An 18382-nucleotide genomic window follows, 5' to 3' on the forward strand; every position below is an offset into this window, starting at 1 on the left:
GCGTGGCTCCCTCAAATCATCGGCGGCGCGAGGCAGGCAAAACCCTCCTGCTGCCGATAGGGGGTGTGCGGATAGGGCGGCAGCACGTCGCTTGCCGCGTCGAGCGTCGCCACCTGCTCGGGCGTCAGCGCCCAGCCGACCGCGCCGAGATTGTCGCGCAACTGCGCCTCGTCGCGCGCGCCGATGATGACCGACGACACGGTCGGACGTCGCAGCAGCCAGTTGATCGCGACCTGCGGCACGGTCTTGCCCACTTCGGCCGCCACCGCTTCCAGCGCATCGACGACCCGGTAGAGATGCTCGTCCTCGACCGGCGGCGCGAATTGAGCGGTTTCGTGCAACCGGCTCCCGGCCGGGATCGGCCGTCCCCGCCCGATCTTGCCGGTCAGCCGACCCCAGCCGAGCGGGCTCCAGACCAGCCCGCCTACCCCCTGATCCGCTGCCAGCGGCATGAGGGCCCATTCGTACGCCCGGCCGATCAGCGAGTAATAGACCTGATGGGCGACCAGACGCGGCCAGCCATGACGATCGGCCAGCGCTTGCGCCTTCATGATCTGCCAGCCGGGATAGTTGGAGACGCCCGCATAGCGGACCTTGCCGTCCGCGATCAGCCGGTCGAGCGTGCCCATCACCTCCTCCGTTGGGGTCGAGGCGTCAAAGGCGTGAAGCTGGAGCAGGTCGATCCGGTCGGTGCCTAGCCGCCGCAATGCTGCTTCCACCGCGCCGATCAGCCGCGCCCGCGACGCGCCCCAGTCCTGCGGGCCGTCACCCATCGGCAGGCCGGTCTTGGTCGAGATCAGGACGGCGTCGCGACGCCCCTTGATCGCTTCGCCCAGCACCTGTTCCGACGCGCCGTCCGAATAGACGTCGGCGGTGTCGAACAGCGTCACGCCGGCGTCGAGGCAGATGTCGACCAGCCGCCGCGCCTCGCTGGCGTCGCTTGTGCCCCAGGCGCTGAACAGCGGTCCCTTGCCGCCGAAGGTCCCCGCGCCGAACGACAGCGCCGGAACGCGCAGGCCGGATGATCCCAATTGCCGATATTCCATGACACCTCCTTTGCGAATGTCATTGTCAGGCGCATAGATGGACGGTGAAGCAGCGTGGTGGAACCGCCCGCCGGTGCAAAGGATCTATGCCTTGGATGCAAAGATGAGCGGCAATGACGATCGCGCTCGCGCTCTCGCCCTGTTCGCCAGCGTGGTGGAGGAGGGCAGCTTCTCCGCCGCCGGCCGCACGCTCGGGCTGACGCCATCAGCCGTGGCGCGGGCGATCGACCGGATTGAGGCGCGGCTCGGCGTGCGGCTGCTGCTACGCTCCACTCGCGCGTTGACGCTGACCGCCGAGGGGCAAGCCTATCTGCTCGCAGCCCGCCGTATCCTCGCCGATCTCGACGATGCCGAGCAGCAGATCGCCGACCAGGGCGCGCCGCGCGGACGGTTGCGGATCAGTGCGGCGCTGGCGCATGGCCGTTTGTGTGTCGTGCCGCTGCTCGGCGACTTCGCGCGCGCCTATCCGCATATCCTGATCGATATCGCGCTGACGGACACGCTTGTCGATGTCGCGGCGGGTCAGGCCGATGTCGCGATCCGCTTCGGTCCGCTTGCCGACAGCGGACTCACCGCCCGCAGATTGTCCGAGGCGCGGCGGGTGATCGTGGCGTCGCCCGACTATCTGGCGCGAGCCGGCACGCCTATGGTTCCGGAAGACCTGCACGCCCATAACTGCCTCAACTTCAACTTTCGCCGCGCCGAGCCGATCTGGCCGTTCCGCCGCGACGGCCGGGATTTCGCATTGTCTGTGGACGGCGGCATCGTCGCCAACAATGGCGAGACGCTGGGTCATCTCGCCGCTGCCGGGGTTGGCATCACCCGGGTCGGCCGCTTTAGCGTCGCGGCTGAGATCGCGGACGGCCGACTCGTGCCGCTGCTCGAGGACTATAATCCGGGCGACGTCGAGCTGATCCACGCGGTCTTCGTCGGGGGCTCCACCACGCCCGCGCGGGTGCGGGTGTTCGTCGACTTTCTCGTCGAGCGCCTAGCCAGCCGGTTCGAGTAGCGGGTGCGACACGGCCTTTTTCAGGAAAGCGTACAGCCGGTCGTCATCGCTCATCGCGACGTTGAAGCGCATGTGATCGCGCCACCCGCCGCTGATGCTGAACACCGGCCCCGGTGCGAGCACAATGCCTTGGGCGATGGCGCGGCGGGCTAGATCGACGGCATCGACGCCGTCCGGCAGTCGCGCCCAGAGGAAGATGCCCGCCGCCGGGTCGGTCCACGGCTCGATACCAATGGCCCTGAGGCGTTTCGCCACACGCGCCATCGCTCGGGCCAGCCGGGTCCGGACACCGTCGACGTGACGCCGATAGCTGCCATCGGTCAGCACCGCGTGCAGCAGGTTGGCGGCGAGCGGACTGCCCGCCATCGAGGTCGCGATGCGCAGGTCGGCCAGCCCTTCGATCCAGTCGGGCCGTGCCGCGATATGGCCGCAACGCACCGCCGCCGACAGCGACTTGGAGAAGCTGCCGATGCGGATCGTCCGGTCGAGGCCGTCGAAGGCGGCCAATCGTGGCGACGGCGTATGCTCGAAGTCGGCGAAAATATCGTCCTCGACGACGACCATGTCATGCGCCTCCGCGATCTTGAGCAGCCGGTGCGCGGTGGCGGCGGCGAGCGACGCGCCGGTCGGATTATGAACGCCCGAGTTGGTCAGGTAGAAGCGCGGCCGATGCGTCGCGGCGGCCTCGGCGAAGACGGCGACGTCCGGACCGGTGGGTGTCATCGGCACGCCGACTACCTTGGCACGGTGTGCCCGCAGCAGCGCCAGGAAGTTGAAATAGCACGGGTCATCGACCAGCACGGTATCACCCGGCTGAAGCAGGAAGCGGCACACAAGATCGAGCGCATGGGTGCCACTGTCGGTCAGCAGGATCTGGTTGGGGCCGGCTTCGACCCCCTGATCCGCCATCCGCCTCGCCAACAATGCCCTGAGCGGGGGCGAACCCAACGGGGACGCATAACCCGCCAAGGTGCCGTTCTCGCCGGATCGCGCCGCCCCGCGCATTGCCTTGCGGAGTGCGTCGCCCGCCAGCCAATCATCGGGCAGCCAGCCGCATCCCGGCATCAATTCGTGCCGTCGCTCGCCCAGCGACTGGCGCAGCATCCAGAGCGGATCGACCTCGCGTTCTTTCGTGCTGGCCAGCCGATCCAGCGCCAGCGGGGCCAAGGGCGCGGCAACATAAAAGCCGGATCCCGGTCGCGACCGGATCACCCCCTCGGCAGCAAGGCGATCATAGGCCTCGACCACCGTCGAGCGCGCGACGCCGCTCGTCTCGGCCATCGCGCGGATCGACGGCAGCCGTGCGCCCGGCGTCAGCGCGCGGGCATCGATCCGGTCGCGGATCGCACGGACCACCATGCCGGTGCGGGTTTCGTCGGGGGCGCTCGTCATCGTACTGCCGTTCTCACCAATACAGTTCGGCATGATCGTACCAATGTGTATCTGTCAGCGCCAGTTGCCCCGCGATAGGACCAGCCATCATCAACAGGAGATGCCCGTGACCCGCCCGTTCCGCCTCGTTGACGTATTCGGCACCGATCCGCTGACCGGCAACCCGCTGGCCGTCATCGCCGATGCCGATGGCCTGACGACGGACGAGATGCAGGCGATCGCAAGCTGGTTGAACTTCTCGGAGACGACCTTCCTGCTGCCGCCGACCGATCCGGCCGCCGACTATCGCGTGCGCATCTTCACCATGGCGCACGAACTACCCTTCGCCGGTCACCCTACCTTGGGGAGTGCGCATGCGTGGGCGGAAGCGGGCGGACAGCCGAAGCAGGACGGCGTGATCGTGCAGGAATGCGGTGTCGGGCTGGTCACGATCCGGCGCGATGGCGATCGGCTTGCCTTTGCCGCCCCACCGCTGCTGCGCGGCGGCACGCCGACCGAGGCTGAGATCGCTCAGGTCGCCGAACTGCTGCGGATCGACCGCGCGGCAATCGTCGATGCCGCCTGGGCAGACAATGGCCCCGGCTGGATCGCGGTCATGCTGGAGTCGGCGGAGGCGGTGCTGGCGGTCGAGCCGGCGCGGCACCACCCCGAGCATATCGACATCGGCATCGTCGGACCACATGCGCCCGGCAGCGAGGTCGCGTTCGAACTGCGCGCGCTCTTCACCGACGCACACGGCGGGCTGATCGAGGACCCGGTGACCGGCAGCCTCAACGCCTCGGTCGGCCAGTGGCTGTTCGCCAGCGGTCGGGCAAGCGGCAGCTATGTCGCCACTCAGGGCACGCGCCTCGGGCGGAGCGGGCGTATCCATGTCTCGCAGGATGAAACCGGCCAGGTTTGGGTCGCCGGTGCGACGCGGACGCTGTTCTCCGGACGGACGCAAGGGTGATGCAGGTCGCGGTCCTGACCTTCGACGGCTTCAACGAACTGGATTCGTTCGTGGCTGCCGCGATCATCAACCGGCTTCGCCCGCATGGCTGGGCCGCGCACATCACCGCGCCGACCGAGACGGTGACGTCGATGAACGGCGTCGTGGTCCACCGCCAACGGCCGCTCGCATTTCTCGAGGAGGCGGATGCGGTGCTGATTGGCAGCGGAGTCCGCACGCGTGAGATTGCCGCCGATCCGGCAATGCTCGCCTGGCTTCGCCTCGATCCAACGCGGCAGTTGATCGCGGCGCAATGTTCGGGGACGCTGCTGCTGGCCAAGCTCGGCCTGATCGGTGATTTGCCAGCCTGCACCGACCTCGCCACCAAGCCATGGGTAGTGGAGGTCGGTGTCACGGTCATCGGCGCACCGTTCGCCGCTCATGGCAATGTCGCGACGGCGGGCGGTTGTCTTGCTGCGCCCTATCTCGCCGCATGGCTGATCGCCCGCGGAGGCGAGCCCGAACTGGCGCGCGCGGCGCTCCATTACGTCGCGCCGGTCGGCGAGAAGGCGCGCTTCGTCGATCATGCCATGGCGGTCGTCGCGGGCGAGTTGGCATTCGCCTGACCCGCTCGCGCGCTCAGTTCGTTAGGAACCTGCGTCGAGCTTACGCCTGCGGACTGTCCCAGCCTTCCAGGACGATCTTGCCCCGCGTGGTGGCGCTCTCGATCCGGCGGTGCGCCTCGATCAGGTTAGCGGCATTGATCGGCGAGAGCGTGTCGGTCGCCGTGGTGCGAATGCGTCCTTCGTCCACCAGTTCGGCCACCGCGTCCAGCAGTCGACCCTGCTCGCCGACGTCCGGTGTGTCGAAGAGCGATCGGGTGAACATCAATTCCCAATGGACCGACACCGCCTTGCGCTTGAAGGCGACGATGTCGAGGCTGGCGGGATCGTCGATCAGCGCGAAGCGCCCCTGCGGCGCGATCAGCTCGGCGATATCTGCCAGATGGCGGTCGGTGTGGGTGGTCGAGAAGACGAAGGCGGGCGCGCCGATCTCCAACGCGGCGATCTGCGGTGCCATCGGCCGGGAATGATCGATGACATGATGCGCGCCGAGGTCGCGCACCCAGCCTTGCGTCTCGGCGCGCGAGGCAGTGGCGATCACGGTCAGGTCGGTGCGGGCCCGCGCGATCTGGATCGCCGCGGAACCGACACCACCCGCGCCGCCGATGATCAGGATGGCACGGGCGCCGCCAGCCGGCTGGTCGTCGACCTTCAACCGGTCGAACAGGGTTTCCCAGGCCGTGATCGCGGTTAGCGGCAACGCCGCCGCCTCCGCGAAGGCGATGCTGCGGGGGCGATGGCCGACGATCCGCTCGTCGACCAGCTGATATTCCGCATTGCTGCCGTCGCGCATCAGGTCGCCCGCATAGAAGACCTCGTCACCCACCTTGAAGCGGGTGGCCTCCGGGCCGACCGCCTCGACGATGCCCGCCGCATCCCAGCCGAGGATGCGCTCGTCACGCCCGTCGAACGGCGCGGCGCCGGTGCGGACCTTCGCATCGACCGGGTTCACCGAGATAGCTCGGACTGCGACCAGGATGTCACGCCCGGTCGGAATGGGCCGTGGCAGTTCTACGTCGATCAGGGCATCGGCCCGGTCGATCGGGCCGGGCTGGCGATAGGCTATGGCGCGCATGGGTCTTGCTCCTTTTGCTGACGCACGCGAGATAGAGACGGTGTCAGCTTATGTCGTAGGCACAAAAAACGCTCATAGTGTCGAAAAGGATACCGCCCTGATGGCGAAAGCCCGCCACTCCCGCCTCGATTGTACCCCGGGCTGCGCCGTCGAGGCGGCGGTGAGCCTGATCGATGGGAAGTGGAAGGCGGTGATCCTCTACCATCTGCAGGACGGACGCACGCGCTTCAACGAACTGCGCCGCCGTGCCGGGGACGTGACGCCGCGCATGCTGACCAACCAGCTGCGCGAACTGGAGGCCGATGGCCTGATCGAGCGCGAGGTCTTCGCTCAGGTGCCGCCGCGCGTCGAATACAGCCTGTCGGATCGTGGCCGATCCCTGTCGCCGATCATCGCGGCGCTCAAGGATTGGGGCGACGCGAATATGGACCTCTTCGCGCGGCGGTGATCATCCGGCTGATGCGTCGGCGACGTTCACGGCATTGCTCGAACGGCGTCGTGCCCGGATGTAGGGCAAGAGATGGGCATGTGGGATAAGCGACGGGTTTCCGACGTTTCGCACAATATGTTCACATCCTGTTCCGCATGCGTTAAAAGGTGCGCATGGCGGTGCGTAAGATCATTCACGTGGACATGGACGCCTTCTTCGCGTCGGTGGAGCAGCGTGACGATCCGTTGCTGCGTGGCAAGCCGGTTGCGGTCGGTCATGCCGCCGCACGGGGCGTGGTGGCGGCGGCCAGCTATGAGGCGCGCACGTTCGGCGTTCGCTCTGCTTTGCCCTCAGTCACCGCGCTGCGCCGCTGTCCCGACCTGATCTTCGTGCCGCCCCGCTTCGAAGTGTATCGCGACGTCTCGCGCCAGATCCATGACGTGTTCGCGCGCTATACCGACGTGATCCAGCCCTTGTCGCTCGACGAGGCCTATCTCGACGTCACCGCGAACAAGCGCGGCCTGGAAACCGCATGGTTGACCGCCAAGGCGATCCGCGCCGACATTCTGGCGGAGACCGGCCTGACCGCGTCGGCGGGTATTTCGTACAACAAATTCTTGGCCAAGCTCGCCTCCGATCACCGCAAGCCGAATGGCCAGTTCGCGGTCACGCCGGACATGGGTGCCGCTTGGGTCGAGACGCTGCCCGTCAGCCGCTTCCACGGCGTCGGGCCGGTGACGACGGAGAAGATGAAGCGGCTGGGGATCGAGACCGGGGCTGATCTGCGCGCCCGATCGCTGGCGTTCCTGCAGCAGCATTTCGGCAGTTCCGCCGAATGGTATCACGCCATCGCGCGCGGGGAAGACGACCGTCCGGTCAATCCGAACCGCGTGCGCAAGTCGTCGGGGTCGGAAACGACGTTCAACCGCGACCTGACGGACCCCGGGGAGATCGAGGCCGGCGTTCTCAAGATGGCCGACGATGTCTGGGACTGGTGCGAGGGACGGCAAGCCTTCGGCCGCACCGTCACGGTGAAGGTCAAATACGCTGACTTCCATCAGATCACCCGGCGGCGCAGCCAGCCCTTGGCGGTCATCAGTCGCGAAGGCCTGCGCCGCGCAGCGCTCGACCTGATCCGGTCGGTTCTGCCGACCCCGAAGGGGATAAGGCTGGTCGGCGTAACGGTGTCGAATTTCGCCAAAGCCGAGACTCCGGCAGCGACCGAATTGCGGATGTTTGCTGAGGCGGCGGCGTGATGCTCGACCTGTTCGATGCGCCGCTACTGGCCGGACTTGCTACGTGGGCCAACCTGATCACGGCGGACGAGGAGCGCATGCTGATCGAGCGGATCGACGCGACCGACCTCGAGCCGTTCCGCTTTCAGGGCTGGACAGGCAAGCGGCTGACAACGTCTTTCGGATGGAGTTACGACTTCGAGGTCGGGCGCCCGAAGGATGCGCCACCGATGCCGGATTGGCTTCTCCCCATTCGCGACCGGGCGGCCAATTTCGCCGGCCTCGCGCCCGAGGCGCTGATCCAGGCGCTGCTCATCCGCTACGACCCAAGCGCCGGGATTGGCTGGCATCGGGACCGACCCATCTACGGCCATGTCCTCGGCATCTCCCTCGGCGAACCGGCGACGATGCGCTTCCGGCGGCGGCGCGGCGGCGGCTTCGACCGGGTGTCGTTGCCGCTCGAACCGCGGGGCGGCTATCACATGAGCGGACCCGCCCGACACGACTGGGAGCATAGCATCGCTCCAATGGAACGGCCGCGATGGTCAATTACGTTTCGCAGTCTCGTGAAACGGCGGTGACCACTAAGACAGATTGCACCCGAAGGGCGCCAGTTAATCATGTGGCATGCTGTTCGAAAGCAAACCGAATTCGATCATGAGCGTACAGGGTCTTTCCAAAGCCTAGATGATCTACACGGGTGGCGGCAGTTCTTGGTGGAAAGCCGCCGGTCCGCTTTCGACAAGCGACCTTGCTAAGCGGACATCCGTTCATGGTGGGAGAAGGGTCTGGACGTCCGGCGGTGGTCGTGAATACAGATTGTGCAACGGCTCAAAATGGGTCGTTCAAGTCAGGTAATCCTAAGATTAGCAAGTCCGCTTGTTAGATCACCATCGGGTATCCTATTCTAGTAGCTCCCAAACCTACGCGCGGTTACTGCGGCAAAAGTCGAGGAAATTCGTTAGCGATTTCTCGCGCCAGGAACCCGATCGGCCCCCGTGCCGTCGCCACGCGGCGAGCAGCCTGACCATGCAGCCAAACGCCCCACCCGGCGGCGACCAGCGGCGCCGTGCCGCGCGCGAGCAACCCGCCGATGGCGCCTGCTAGAACATCGCCGGATCCGCCTGTGGCAAGCCCGGTGCCGCCTCCTCCGTAATACAGCACCGTTCCATCTGGCGTACCGATCACGGTGTCGGACCCCTTCAGGACTACGACTGCACCGTATTGATCCGCGACATCGGCGACGACAGTCGCGGGGTCGTTGGCGATGTCCTTTTCGCTTCGGCCGGTCAGCACAGCCATTTCCCCATAATGGGGGGTCAGGACAATTCGATCTCGGAACTTAACTGCCTCCGCACTAAGATCGCGCAGACACCCGATAGTCATCGCATCGATGACCAGCAGTGTAGATTCCGCTGCAAGGTCAAGCACGAGCTTGAGGATTCGCCTTGCCCCGTCAGGGTTGCTTACGCCCGGACCCACGACTACCGTGTCGCAAGTATCCATGAGGCCGTCGAGCATGCCACCCGCTTCTTTCGCGTCGATCTCTCCAGCATCGTCCTCGGGGAGTGCTATGACGGCTGCCTCGGGGGTTAACAGTCCCAACGGTAGGGCAATCGATGCGGGCACTGCCATCTGCAGCTTGCCAGCACCGACCCGCAATGCGGCCTCACCGGTCAGACGCAACGCACCGGGCACTTGCCGAGAAGCGCCGATTGCCAACACGCGACCGCGGCTGTTTTTGGTTGTGCCCAGCCCATGCACGGGCAGCGGATTCGCAGCGATCCATTCGCTGTCCAATCGGATAGAGTCGACGCTCATCCCCGCACGCCTGCCGTGCGTTCGGATTCAACCGTTACCGCCGCCGTATCATGCTTGGCCAGATGGGGCACCGCATTGTAACGGACGAGCGCCATCGACCCGTGGCCGCCACCGGCGGGGTCAAACCTATATTCGGTCACGGAGGCATTGGCGACGTCGCCTTCAGCGTCGATCGCAAGTATCTCCGCTTCTGACAGGCGTTCGACGACATAGCGCAGGCACAGTACGACCACTTGATGCGCTACGATCATCACCCGCTGCCCGGCATGATGTAGCGCAATCGTGTCGAGCAGCGACCGTAGCCGAAAGATAACGTCGCACCAGCTCTCGCCGCCCGGCGGACGATGATAGAATTTGCCGACCAGCCGGCGGAATTCCGCCTGTTCGGGATGAATCGACGCTACGCCGCTTGTCGTCAGGCCATCCAGAATGCCGAACTCTTTCTCACGTAGCCGTTCGTCGATGCAAATCGGTTCGTCGCCATCGGCCCCGCCCGCCGCCCGGAACAGCCGCGCGGTTTCCTGTGCACGGAGGTAAGGTGAGGCGAACAGCACGTCGGGACGGTCTGTCACCAGTTGTTCGGCGAACCATTGGCCCAACGCTCGCGCCTGTTCCTCCCCTAGCGCGGACAGGGGAATGTCGACGTCACGGGAAGACAGGTCGATCCGGTCGACGCCAAGCGCATGCGCCCGATCGCGCGCGACATTACCGGCGCTTTCCCCGTGGCGCACGATCCACAGGCGTTCCGGCCAGCGTGCGGCGCTCAAACTTTCGCCTCGCTGCTGCCGGCTTCGGCATACAGGCTGGCATAGCGTCGGGTGACGTCGGGGAGCGACTGGTCGATCCATGCCGCCATCGCCTCTTCCTCCGCCAGCGACTGGCGAAGCGCCTTCGTCGCTTGGGCGAAGCCGGCGTCGTCCGCCAACGTCAGCAGCGATTTGTAGGCCGCGATCTCGAAATGCTCGAAGGCGTAGTTGGCGTAGCTGTTCTTGAGGATTTCGTCTCCGGCGACGCTGTGCACGATCGCTGCCATACCGCCTGACATGCTGAGTGCGGTGTCCTTCAGTGTCGAAGCGGACGTATCGAGGCCGACCAAGATTTCGTCCAATCGCGCAATCTGCCCATGGGTCTCTTCGATGTGCAGCCGCAGCCGGTCGGCGACCTCGGGATAGTTGATGATGCGTTCGACCTGCGGGGTCATGATCGACAGCGCCTGCTTCTCGACCGCATGCGCGTTGCGTAGGCCGGTAACGAATAGTTCGCGAAGGATCTCGGGGCGGGTGGTCATATGAATCTCCTGCAGGATTTTGCGGGTCAAAGGGGATGTCCGGCCTGACAGCGTTCAAGTTCGACCGGATCATGGGAACAAGTGACCGTGACGCTGTGGCGCCGTTCGATCGACAGGCGGCGCAACCGTTCCTGGTTCGTCATGCGACTGGTGGCGTCTACTTCCATCAGCCGTTGATAGGCGCGTAGGCCCGGGGTGCAGTGACGTCGCGCCCGCCGCATTTCGCCACGATAGAAATAGGCGTCGCCGGCATGCAGCAGCCAGCGACCATCATCGCCGCGTATCGCGACGCCGGTATGGCCCCAGGTATGGCCAGGCAGCGGCACGAGCAATATTTCCGGCGGCAGTCCATCGAGATCGCGGACCGCATCGAAACCGAACCACGGATCGCCGCCCGCGCCATAGCGTCGCCAGTCGGTTACGCCGTCCAGTTGGCGTTCCTGCCAGCGATTGCGTGCGACGAAGCCAGTGTGTGGAACGGTGGCGTCGTCATATTCCCGCTGCATGACGTGGACCGTTGCGTGCGGGAAATCTTCCAAACCACCGGCATGATCAAAGTCGAGATGGGTCAGCACGATATGGCGTACGTCCGAGGCGTTGAACCCGAGTGCCCGTATTTGATGGATTGCCGTTTCCTCTTTGCGGAGACGGATGTTCAGCATCAGGCGCCAAGGGAGGGGCAAGCGCGCGCAGGCGTCGGCGACGTCGCGCAGGCCGTAGCCGGTGTCGACCAACACCAGCCCATGGGCATTGGTTTCGATCAACAGGCAATGGCAGACGAGATGACCCAGCGGCCCATGGCTGCGTCCGTCGAACAGCGCGCCGCCCAACGGGCAGTCGGTGCCGCAGTTCAGATGATGGATGCGCATCGAATACCCTCACGGTTCGGGCCGGGGGCGTCCTCGGACGTCCCCGGCCGCGCCAGTCCTACATTGCGCGCATCATCGTCTGCGCCAGCGTCAGATGCTGCTGCACGATCGGCACCGCCTTGCGCGCGGTCGCTTGCAGCTGCGGCTTATCGCCACCAGTGCTATAGCTCTTGTGCAGGTCGAGCGCGGCTTGGTGCGCCGGGACCTGCTGGCCGAGATACAGGCGATCGAAATCCGCTGGGCTGGCCGATTGCAGTTCGGCGATCGACGCGGCGGCACCTGGATCGAGCATCGGCGCCGGCGGCGTCATGCCCGCCTTGCGCGCCGCGGCGACCGTAGCAGCGGTCGTCTTCTGATGATGCTTCACCAGCATGCCGGCGTAGCGACGAACGGCGGCGTTCTGGGACTTCTGCATCGCAATCTGGCTGGAGTTGATTTCGTACAGGTCGCTCTGGCCGGCGGCCATGACATAGGAGGCGGCTTGTACCCGCGCTTCGGCGGGCGGCGGCGGCGGCGGGGTCTGCGCCAGCGCGGGGGTAGTGATGCCGGCAAGCGCCAGCGCGACCATCAGGGTAGGACGGCTCATCGGGGTGTTCCTTGGATAAAGTCGTGGGGACAAAGGGCGGCCGCCATCGGACGACCGCCCGTCCGGTCAGCCGATCTGCTGGTCCTGCGCGCCGCTGTCGGGCCGTGCCGGGCCGAGGATCGGTTCCTGACCCAGCGGCTTGTTCTGGAACACGGTGAACTCGCCGCGTCCGTCGACCGAAGGTCCCTGCGTCCAGCGGCCTTCGGGATACGTGCCGTCGACCGAGGTGGCGTAGAAATTATAGTTGTTCGCCTGATCCTCCATCTCCTGCGGGAAGGAGTTGGGGACGGGAAGATTGGCCGATGCGCCGCCCAGTTCCTCGATCACCGCCAGCCACTGCTGCTGGTGCATGGTGTCGCGGGCGATCATGTAGTGCAGCATTTTCTTCATGCCGTCGTCGTCGGTGGCGTTGAACAGGCGGACCGCGAGCACACGTCCGGTACTTTCCGCCGCGACGTTGCAATACATGTCCGCCGCCACGTTACCGCTGGCATAGATGTGGCTCATGTTGAACGGCACGCCGTCGGAATCGATTGGCATCGCCGCCATTCCTCCCGACAGCAGGTTCTTGTGGATCATGCCCTCGATCGACGCCTTGGCGCTATGGCCGCCCATGACGGCACCGACAATCGAATCCGCAGCACCTTCTTCCTGCAACGACGCCGGTGCCGTTTCGAGGTTCAGCGCGACGGCGGTCGCCAGCATTTCGATGTGCCCGATTTCCTCGGTCGCGGTGTGCAGCAGCATGTCGCGATAGGTCGTCGTCGGCGCGCGATTGCCCCATGCCTGAAAGAAATACTGCATGCAAACGCGGATCTCGCCTTCGACGCCGCCGATTGCCTGTTGCAGCATCCGGGCGAACGCCGGATTGGGCTTGTCGACGGTGACGGGGAACTGCAGTCGCTTGTCGTGATAATACATGAAAGTCTCCATCGTAGATCCCGTGGCCGGAAAGGTCCGAGACGGTGATCGGTCGGTAGTCGGGGGGGCAGCCGGCCCGGATCAGTTGGCGATGACACGGGTGCTCAGCGCGACGCACACCCACTCAGCGACTTGAAAGGCGGCGAATGGGCGCGGCAGATGGGTGTCGAGGACGACCGGGCGGGGTTCGTCGCCAATCGTCAGACAGGGGATCGCCCGTCGGGCCAGTTCATCGGACAGTCGCTGCCGATCCGCCGGCGGGCCAGACCAGGCGACGACGGCAGCATCAGGCGGGACGTTGCCGATCGCCGCGAAACCGGCCCGGCTATCCGCGAACGGGCCGAGCACTTCGATGCCACGCGCCGTCAACACCCCGTGCACGTAGTCGCGTTCGAAACCCGCATCGTCGATCAGCAGGACGAGCGCGTGGGGCGGAGACGGAACATCGTTCACGCTGCGGTCCGTTTCGCCATGCCGGACAACACTGCGTCGGCGCCCGATGCGGCGGCCATCCGACGGTACGTCGCCAGCGCCTGTCCTACCACCTGGTCCATGTTGTAATAACGATAGGTGGCGAGGCGGCCGACGAAGGTGACGTCGGCTTCAGCGAGTGCCAGCGCCTCATAGCGTTTGTACAGCGCCTGGTTTTCCGGGCGCGGGATCGGGTAATAGGGATCGCCGACATCGCTGGGATATTCGATGGTCAAGCTGGTGCGCGGTGCGACCTGTCCGGTCAGATGCTTGTATTCGGTGATCCGGGTATGGGGGACCGCTTCGTCGGGATAGTTCACGACCGCCACCGACTGGTGCCATTCGGCGTCCTCGGTACGATGCTCGAACTTCAGCGAGCGATAGGGTAGCGCGCCGAAGCGATGGCCGAAATATTCGTCGATTGGCCCGGTGAAGACCAGATGATCGTGCGGATACAGGTCGCGGATCGCTGCATAGTCGACGCCGAGCAGCAAATCGATGTTCGGATGGTCAAGCATCCGTTCGAACATCGCAGTGTACCCGTCGCGCGGCATCGCCTGAAACCGGTCGGTGAAGTAGCGATCATCGGTATTGCTGCGGGTCGGCACCCGCGCCGTGACCGATTTGTCCAGCTCCGACGGGTCCATGCCCCATTGTTTGCGAGTGTAGCCGCGAAAGAACGTCTCGTAGAGTTCGCGACCGACCTTCGACACGACGACATCCGCCGAGGTCAGGATCGGGTCGACCGGTTCCGCACGGGACGCGAGGAAGGCGTCAACATCGGCGTCGCTCTGCAGTTCGAGGCCGTAGAGCGTGTTGAGTGTCGTGCGGTTAATCGGCATCGGCACCTGCTGCGCGCCGACCTGGGCCAGCACGCGATGCTCATAGGGACGCCATTCGGTGAAGCGCGACAGATAGTCGACGATCTCGTTCGAATTGGTGTGAAAGATGTGCGGGCCGTATTGATGGATCAGGATGCCGGCGGCATCGGGACGGTCATAGGCATTGCCGCCGACGTGCGGGCGGCGATCGACCAGCAACACGCGCTTTCCGCCGTCATTCGCCAACCGTTCGGCCATCACCGCGCCGGCAAAGCCCGCGCCGACGATCATCACGTCATAGCCGGCGGGCGCTTCGGGCCAGGCCGTGGGCGATACGATCGGTTCGTGGCGGTCGCGTGCCGTCGTCGCGGCATCGACCAGTGCCTGCATCGCCAGCGCGGTCGCGTTCCATGAACCGGTCGCCAGCTGCGCATCGGCGGCATCGCGCCAATCGTTGTCGTTCGCCCGCAATGCCATCGCGCGTTCGCACGCGGCGACGAAGCCGTCGGCGGTATCGGCAATACCGACCGCTTTGAGCTTTCCATATTGTCGCACGACGTCGACGATCGGCGTCGATACCACTGGGCATCCCGCCGCCAAATATTCCGGAGTCTTGGTCGGGCTGATGAAGCGGGTCGCTTCGTTCATCGCGAACGGCATCAGCGCCACGTCCCACCCGGCCATGTACGCGGGTAGTTCGGCGTAGCTCTTGCTGCCGAGATAATGGAGGTTCGCACGTCGGGGCAGGTCAACGGGGTCGATCTTCACGACGGGGCCGATGACGACAAACGACCAGTCGGGCCGGGCGTCGGCGATCGCCGCCAGTAGCGCGACGTCCATCCGTTCATCGATTACGCCTACGAAGCCGAGGCGTGGTCCAGGGATCGACAGCTGATCGGCCGGCATCGTCGTGAGGACACGCGCCTGCGCGAAATGCCGGGCGTCGATGCTGGATGGAAAGGCGTGGACGTTCGAATGACGCCCGCGCTTGGCCTCGTACAAGCTGGCCCCGCCGGTGAAGACGACATCGGCGCGTTCGATCAGCGCCTGTTCGCGCGCCAGCAGCTCGAGCGGCGCGTTCCGGAAGGCAGAGAGTTCGTCCATGCAGTCATAGACGACGCATTCGGCGGCGACATGGTCCGAAAAGGACAGCATCATTGGGGTGTAATACCAGCGGACGACCGGAGCATCCGCATCGCCCAGCACCGCGTCGAGCAACGTCGCCAGTACGGCGTCCTCGCGTCCACGATCGGCTTCCGACAGCTCGGGGGTCAGTACTTCCACCCCACCCTCGGCAACCTGCCGACGCAGGTGCGGCGCGGGGGTGCCGCCATGATATTCCGGCTCTTCCCAGAACAGCACGCGACGGGTCGCGGCGAAGCGCGTCATCAGATGCTGCGGCCGCTGAAAAACGAACGCCCAGCGCACATGACTAAAGCAGATCAACATTGGTTGATCTGCTTTAGTTCGTATATTGGATATGGGCGTGCTGTCCGAAGAAAGTGTTCCGGTCATGCGCATACCCTTTTCAATTATATTTATAATGAACAGGGCGTTCGATGTAATGTTCCTGAAAATTTACGGATACATAATGTGGATCATGACGATATTTGGAACGCCTTGTGCGTTGCCTCTGTTTATTTTTCAGAGGAGCATAGTGCATGGGAATTGAATTGTGGGCGGGGGCCGAGTGCACAGTGAACCGCGTGGGCAACCGCGTTTCCGACCAGATCCGACGCAGCGGGCATCACGACCGGGTCGACGATATCGATCGGTTTGCCGATCTGGGCATAACGGCGCTACGCTTCCCGGTGTTGTGGGAACGGGTGCGAGGCGACAGCAGCACCCCGGACTGGGCGTGGAGCGATCCCCGACTCAACCGGTTGCTTGCGCGGGGCGTGCGGCCGATCGTTGGCCTGATCCATCATGGCAGCGGTCCGGCCCATACCAATTTGCTTGACCCCGGTTTTGCCAACGGTCTTGCCGCCCATGCCAGTGCGGTTGCCGAACGCTATCCGTGGGTGACGGAATGGACGCCGGTCAACGAACCGCTGACTACCGCGCGGTTTTCGGCCCTGTACGGGCACTGGTATCCGCATCGTCGCGACGAAGCATCTTTCTGGCGGGCGCTGCTGACGCAGGTCGATGCGACGCGGGTGGCGATGCGCGCGGTGCGTGCAGTAAACCCTACCGCGCGGCTGATCCAGACCGACGATCTGGGCCGCACCTATGCCACGGTCAAATTGGCGGGACAGGCGTCGTTCGACAATCTGCGGCGATGGGCCGGGTGGGATCTGCTGTTCGGGCGGGTAACGCCGCACCATCCGTTATGGGCACGGCTTGACCAATTCGGGCTTTGCGACCGGTTGCGGGCGATCGCGGACGATCCGTGTCCGCCCGACGTGGTGGGGGTAAACCATTACCTGACCAGCGACCGGTTCCTCGACCACCGCATAGAACGCTATCCGGTAGAAACACATGGCAGCAACGGCCGCATCGCCTATGCTGATGTTGAGGCGGTCCGGGTGCTCGACCCGCCGCCCGCCGGGCTTTCGGGGGTGCTACGCGAGGCGTGGCAGCGTTATGGCACCATGATCGCGCTGACCGAGGTCCATAATGGCTGCACGCGGGAGGAGCAGCTGCGCTGGGTAGCGCAGGCATGGGACACCGCCGTCGATCTGCGCGGCGAGGGGGTTGACATTGCGGCGGTCACGGCATGGGCGTTGCTGGGCAGTCACGACTGGAACACGTTGCTGACAGCACCAGGACGCTATGAATCCGGGGTGTTCGACGTTGCCGCCGGGGTGCCGCGTCCGACGGCGCTGGCGACGTTATGGCGGGGATTGCCGGACGGCGACGCCCGGCATGCCGTGGTCGCGCAACCGGGGTGGTGGCAGCGTTCGGACCGACTGACCCATCGGGCAATTCTGCGCCCCGCGGGATTCCCAAGGACCCCGGTCCGATACGACGACACTTCGCCGCTGTTGATCTGTGGCGCGACCGGCACGCTGGGACGCGGCTTCGCACGGGCCTGCGCCGCGCGTGGCATCGCCTGCGTCGTGACCGACCGGGCAATGCTGGACATGGACCGATCCGAACGGATCGCGGCCGTGCTTGACGAAATACGCCCTTGGGGCGTCGTCAACGCCACGGGGTGGGTCCGCGTCGACGAGGCGGAGGTGAACGAGGCTGCATGCCACCGGATCAACGCGACCGATGCAATTGCCCTAGCGACTGCCAGCGCCGCGCGCGGTATCCGCTGCCTGTCCTTCTCTAGCGACATGGTGTTCGACGGCACCGCCACGCGACCCTATGTTGAATCCGACCCGGTTTTTCCCCTCAACGCCTATGGCCGCAGCAAGGCGGCGATGGAACGGGGTTGCGCGGCGCTACCCGGCGGAATGGTCGTGCGTACTGCCGCATTCTTTTCGCCGTTCGACTCGCACAACTTCGTCCGGGCGGTGCTTGACAGTCTTGTCGCCGGGCGCCGGTTCGCTGCTGCGCGCGATCATATTGTCACGCCGACCTATGTTCCCGCGCTCGTCGATGCCGCGCTCGACCTGTTTATCGATGCGGCGGAGGGGATTTGGCATTTGGCGGGCGATCATGCGCTGAGCTGGGCCGCATTCGCAAGGCGCATTGCCGAGTGCGCGGGTCATGACCCCGATATGGTCCTAGCGGTTTCCGGTGCCCTACCCGAATGGCAGGCGCGGCGCCCCGCCTATGCCGCGCTGGGCAGCGAACGAACCGGTGCGCTGGGCGAGATTGAACAGGATCTTGCGACGCTGGTCGATCGGCACCGCCATCACGCGTCGCGCGCAGCATGATCCCCGATCCGTCGGCAGCGGACATGAAGGAGAGAAGACA

Annotated in this window: 18 protein-coding genes; 7 read left to right on the forward strand and 11 right to left on the reverse strand. The window is 65.2% G+C overall.

Annotation, left to right across the window (positions count from 1 at the left end; all coding sequences use genetic code 11):
* Positions 1-11: 11 nt before the first annotated feature.
* Positions 12-1046 (reverse strand): aldo/keto reductase, encoded by a 1035-nt coding sequence (locus QE452_RS02835; RefSeq protein ID WP_309658575.1) that lies wholly within the window; start codon positions 1044-1046, stop codon positions 12-14.
* Between the two features lie 91 nt (positions 1047-1137).
* On the opposite strand from QE452_RS02835, the gene QE452_RS02840 reads away from it, so the two are divergent.
* Positions 1138-2055, forward strand: coding sequence for a LysR family transcriptional regulator (locus QE452_RS02840; protein WP_309658576.1), 918 nt, complete (start codon positions 1138-1140; stop codon positions 2053-2055).
* Here the strand turns inward: QE452_RS02840 and QE452_RS02845 are convergent.
* Positions 2035-3447 (reverse strand): PLP-dependent aminotransferase family protein, encoded by a 1413-nt coding sequence (locus QE452_RS02845; RefSeq protein WP_309658577.1) that lies wholly within the window; start codon positions 3445-3447, stop codon positions 2035-2037. The genes QE452_RS02840 and QE452_RS02845 overlap by 21 nt on opposite strands.
* Before the next feature lie 106 nt (positions 3448-3553).
* On the opposite strand from QE452_RS02845, the gene QE452_RS02850 reads away from it, so the two are divergent.
* Both QE452_RS02850 and QE452_RS02855 read left to right on the forward strand, forming a co-directional pair.
* Positions 3554-4396: a PhzF family phenazine biosynthesis protein gene (locus QE452_RS02850; RefSeq protein WP_309658578.1), complete on the forward strand. Its 843-nt coding sequence runs from the start codon at positions 3554-3556 to the stop codon at positions 4394-4396.
* Positions 4396-5001 (forward strand): DJ-1/PfpI family protein, encoded by a 606-nt coding sequence (locus QE452_RS02855; RefSeq protein ID WP_309658579.1) that lies wholly within the window; start codon positions 4396-4398, stop codon positions 4999-5001. Before QE452_RS02850 ends, QE452_RS02855 begins: the two co-directional genes overlap by 1 nt.
* Before the next feature lie 40 nt (positions 5002-5041).
* Here the strand turns inward: QE452_RS02855 and QE452_RS02860 are convergent, their stop codons facing one another.
* Positions 5042-6073, reverse strand: a complete 1032-nt coding sequence (locus QE452_RS02860; protein ID WP_309658580.1) for a zinc-binding alcohol dehydrogenase family protein — start codon at positions 6071-6073, stop codon at positions 5042-5044.
* A gap of 100 nt (positions 6074-6173) precedes the next feature.
* On the opposite strand from QE452_RS02860, the gene QE452_RS02865 reads away from it, so the two are divergent.
* The 3 genes from QE452_RS02865 to QE452_RS02875 all read left to right on the forward strand — a co-directional run bounded on the left by QE452_RS02865 (position 6174) and on the right by QE452_RS02875 (position 8319).
* The gene (locus QE452_RS02865) at positions 6174-6521 is read left to right on the forward strand and encodes a helix-turn-helix domain-containing protein (RefSeq protein ID WP_294200023.1); all 348 of its coding nucleotides are present in this window, start codon (positions 6174-6176) and stop codon (positions 6519-6521) included.
* 155 nt (positions 6522-6676) lie between these two features.
* On the forward strand, positions 6677-7759 hold the full coding sequence (gene dinB, locus QE452_RS02870; protein ID WP_309658581.1) for a DNA polymerase IV: 1083 nt from the start codon (positions 6677-6679) through the stop codon (positions 7757-7759).
* On the forward strand, positions 7759-8319 hold the full coding sequence (locus tag QE452_RS02875) for an alpha-ketoglutarate-dependent dioxygenase AlkB (protein WP_309658582.1): 561 nt from the start codon (positions 7759-7761) through the stop codon (positions 8317-8319). The genes dinB and QE452_RS02875 overlap by 1 nt, the downstream gene beginning before the upstream one ends.
* Positions 8320-8671: 352 nt before the next feature.
* On the opposite strand, the gene QE452_RS02880 is transcribed toward QE452_RS02875, so the two are convergent.
* The 8 genes from QE452_RS02880 to glf form a co-directional block, all read right to left on the reverse strand.
* Positions 8672-9559: an NAD(P)H-hydrate dehydratase gene (locus QE452_RS02880; RefSeq protein ID WP_309729564.1), complete on the reverse strand. Its 888-nt coding sequence runs from the start codon at positions 9557-9559 to the stop codon at positions 8672-8674.
* Positions 9556-10326: a histidine phosphatase family protein gene (locus QE452_RS02885; RefSeq protein ID WP_309658584.1), complete on the reverse strand. Its 771-nt coding sequence runs from the start codon at positions 10324-10326 to the stop codon at positions 9556-9558. Before QE452_RS02885 ends, QE452_RS02880 begins: the two co-directional genes overlap by 4 nt.
* Entirely contained in the window at positions 10323-10847 is a 525-nt protein-coding gene (locus tag QE452_RS02890; protein ID WP_309658585.1) for a ferritin-like domain-containing protein, read from the reverse strand. The genes QE452_RS02885 and QE452_RS02890 overlap by 4 nt, the downstream gene beginning before the upstream one ends.
* Positions 10848-10873: 26 nt before the next feature.
* A complete protein-coding gene (locus QE452_RS02895) occupies positions 10874-11716 on the reverse strand; it encodes an MBL fold metallo-hydrolase (protein WP_309729567.1) in 843 nt (280 codons plus the stop codon).
* A 58-nt stretch (positions 11717-11774) separates the two neighbouring features.
* Positions 11775-12302 (reverse strand): DUF4142 domain-containing protein, encoded by a 528-nt coding sequence (locus QE452_RS02900; RefSeq protein WP_309658587.1) that lies wholly within the window; start codon positions 12300-12302, stop codon positions 11775-11777.
* 66 nt (positions 12303-12368) lie between these two features.
* Positions 12369-13235 carry a manganese catalase family protein gene (locus QE452_RS02905; protein WP_309658588.1) on the reverse strand — a complete coding sequence of 289 codons (867 nt, stop codon included), beginning with the start codon at positions 13233-13235 and terminating at the stop codon, positions 12369-12371.
* A gap of 69 nt (positions 13236-13304) precedes the next feature.
* Positions 13305-13676: a hypothetical protein gene (locus tag QE452_RS02910; RefSeq protein WP_309658589.1), complete on the reverse strand. Its 372-nt coding sequence runs from the start codon at positions 13674-13676 to the stop codon at positions 13305-13307.
* Entirely contained in the window at positions 13673-15904 is a 2232-nt protein-coding gene (glf, locus tag QE452_RS02915; RefSeq protein WP_309658590.1) for a UDP-galactopyranose mutase, read from the reverse strand. Before glf ends, QE452_RS02910 begins: the two co-directional genes overlap by 4 nt.
* A gap of 272 nt (positions 15905-16176) precedes the next feature.
* Here glf and QE452_RS02920 point away from each other — a divergent pair, with 272 nt between their 5' ends.
* Positions 16177-18342, forward strand: a complete 2166-nt coding sequence (locus tag QE452_RS02920) for a family 1 glycosylhydrolase (RefSeq protein WP_309658591.1) — start codon at positions 16177-16179, stop codon at positions 18340-18342.
* The last annotated feature ends 40 nt before the right edge of the window (positions 18343-18382 follow it).

This window comes from Sphingomonas sp. SORGH_AS_0438 (assembly GCF_031453475.1).
Classification (GTDB): Bacteria; Pseudomonadota; Alphaproteobacteria; order Sphingomonadales; family Sphingomonadaceae; genus Sphingomonas.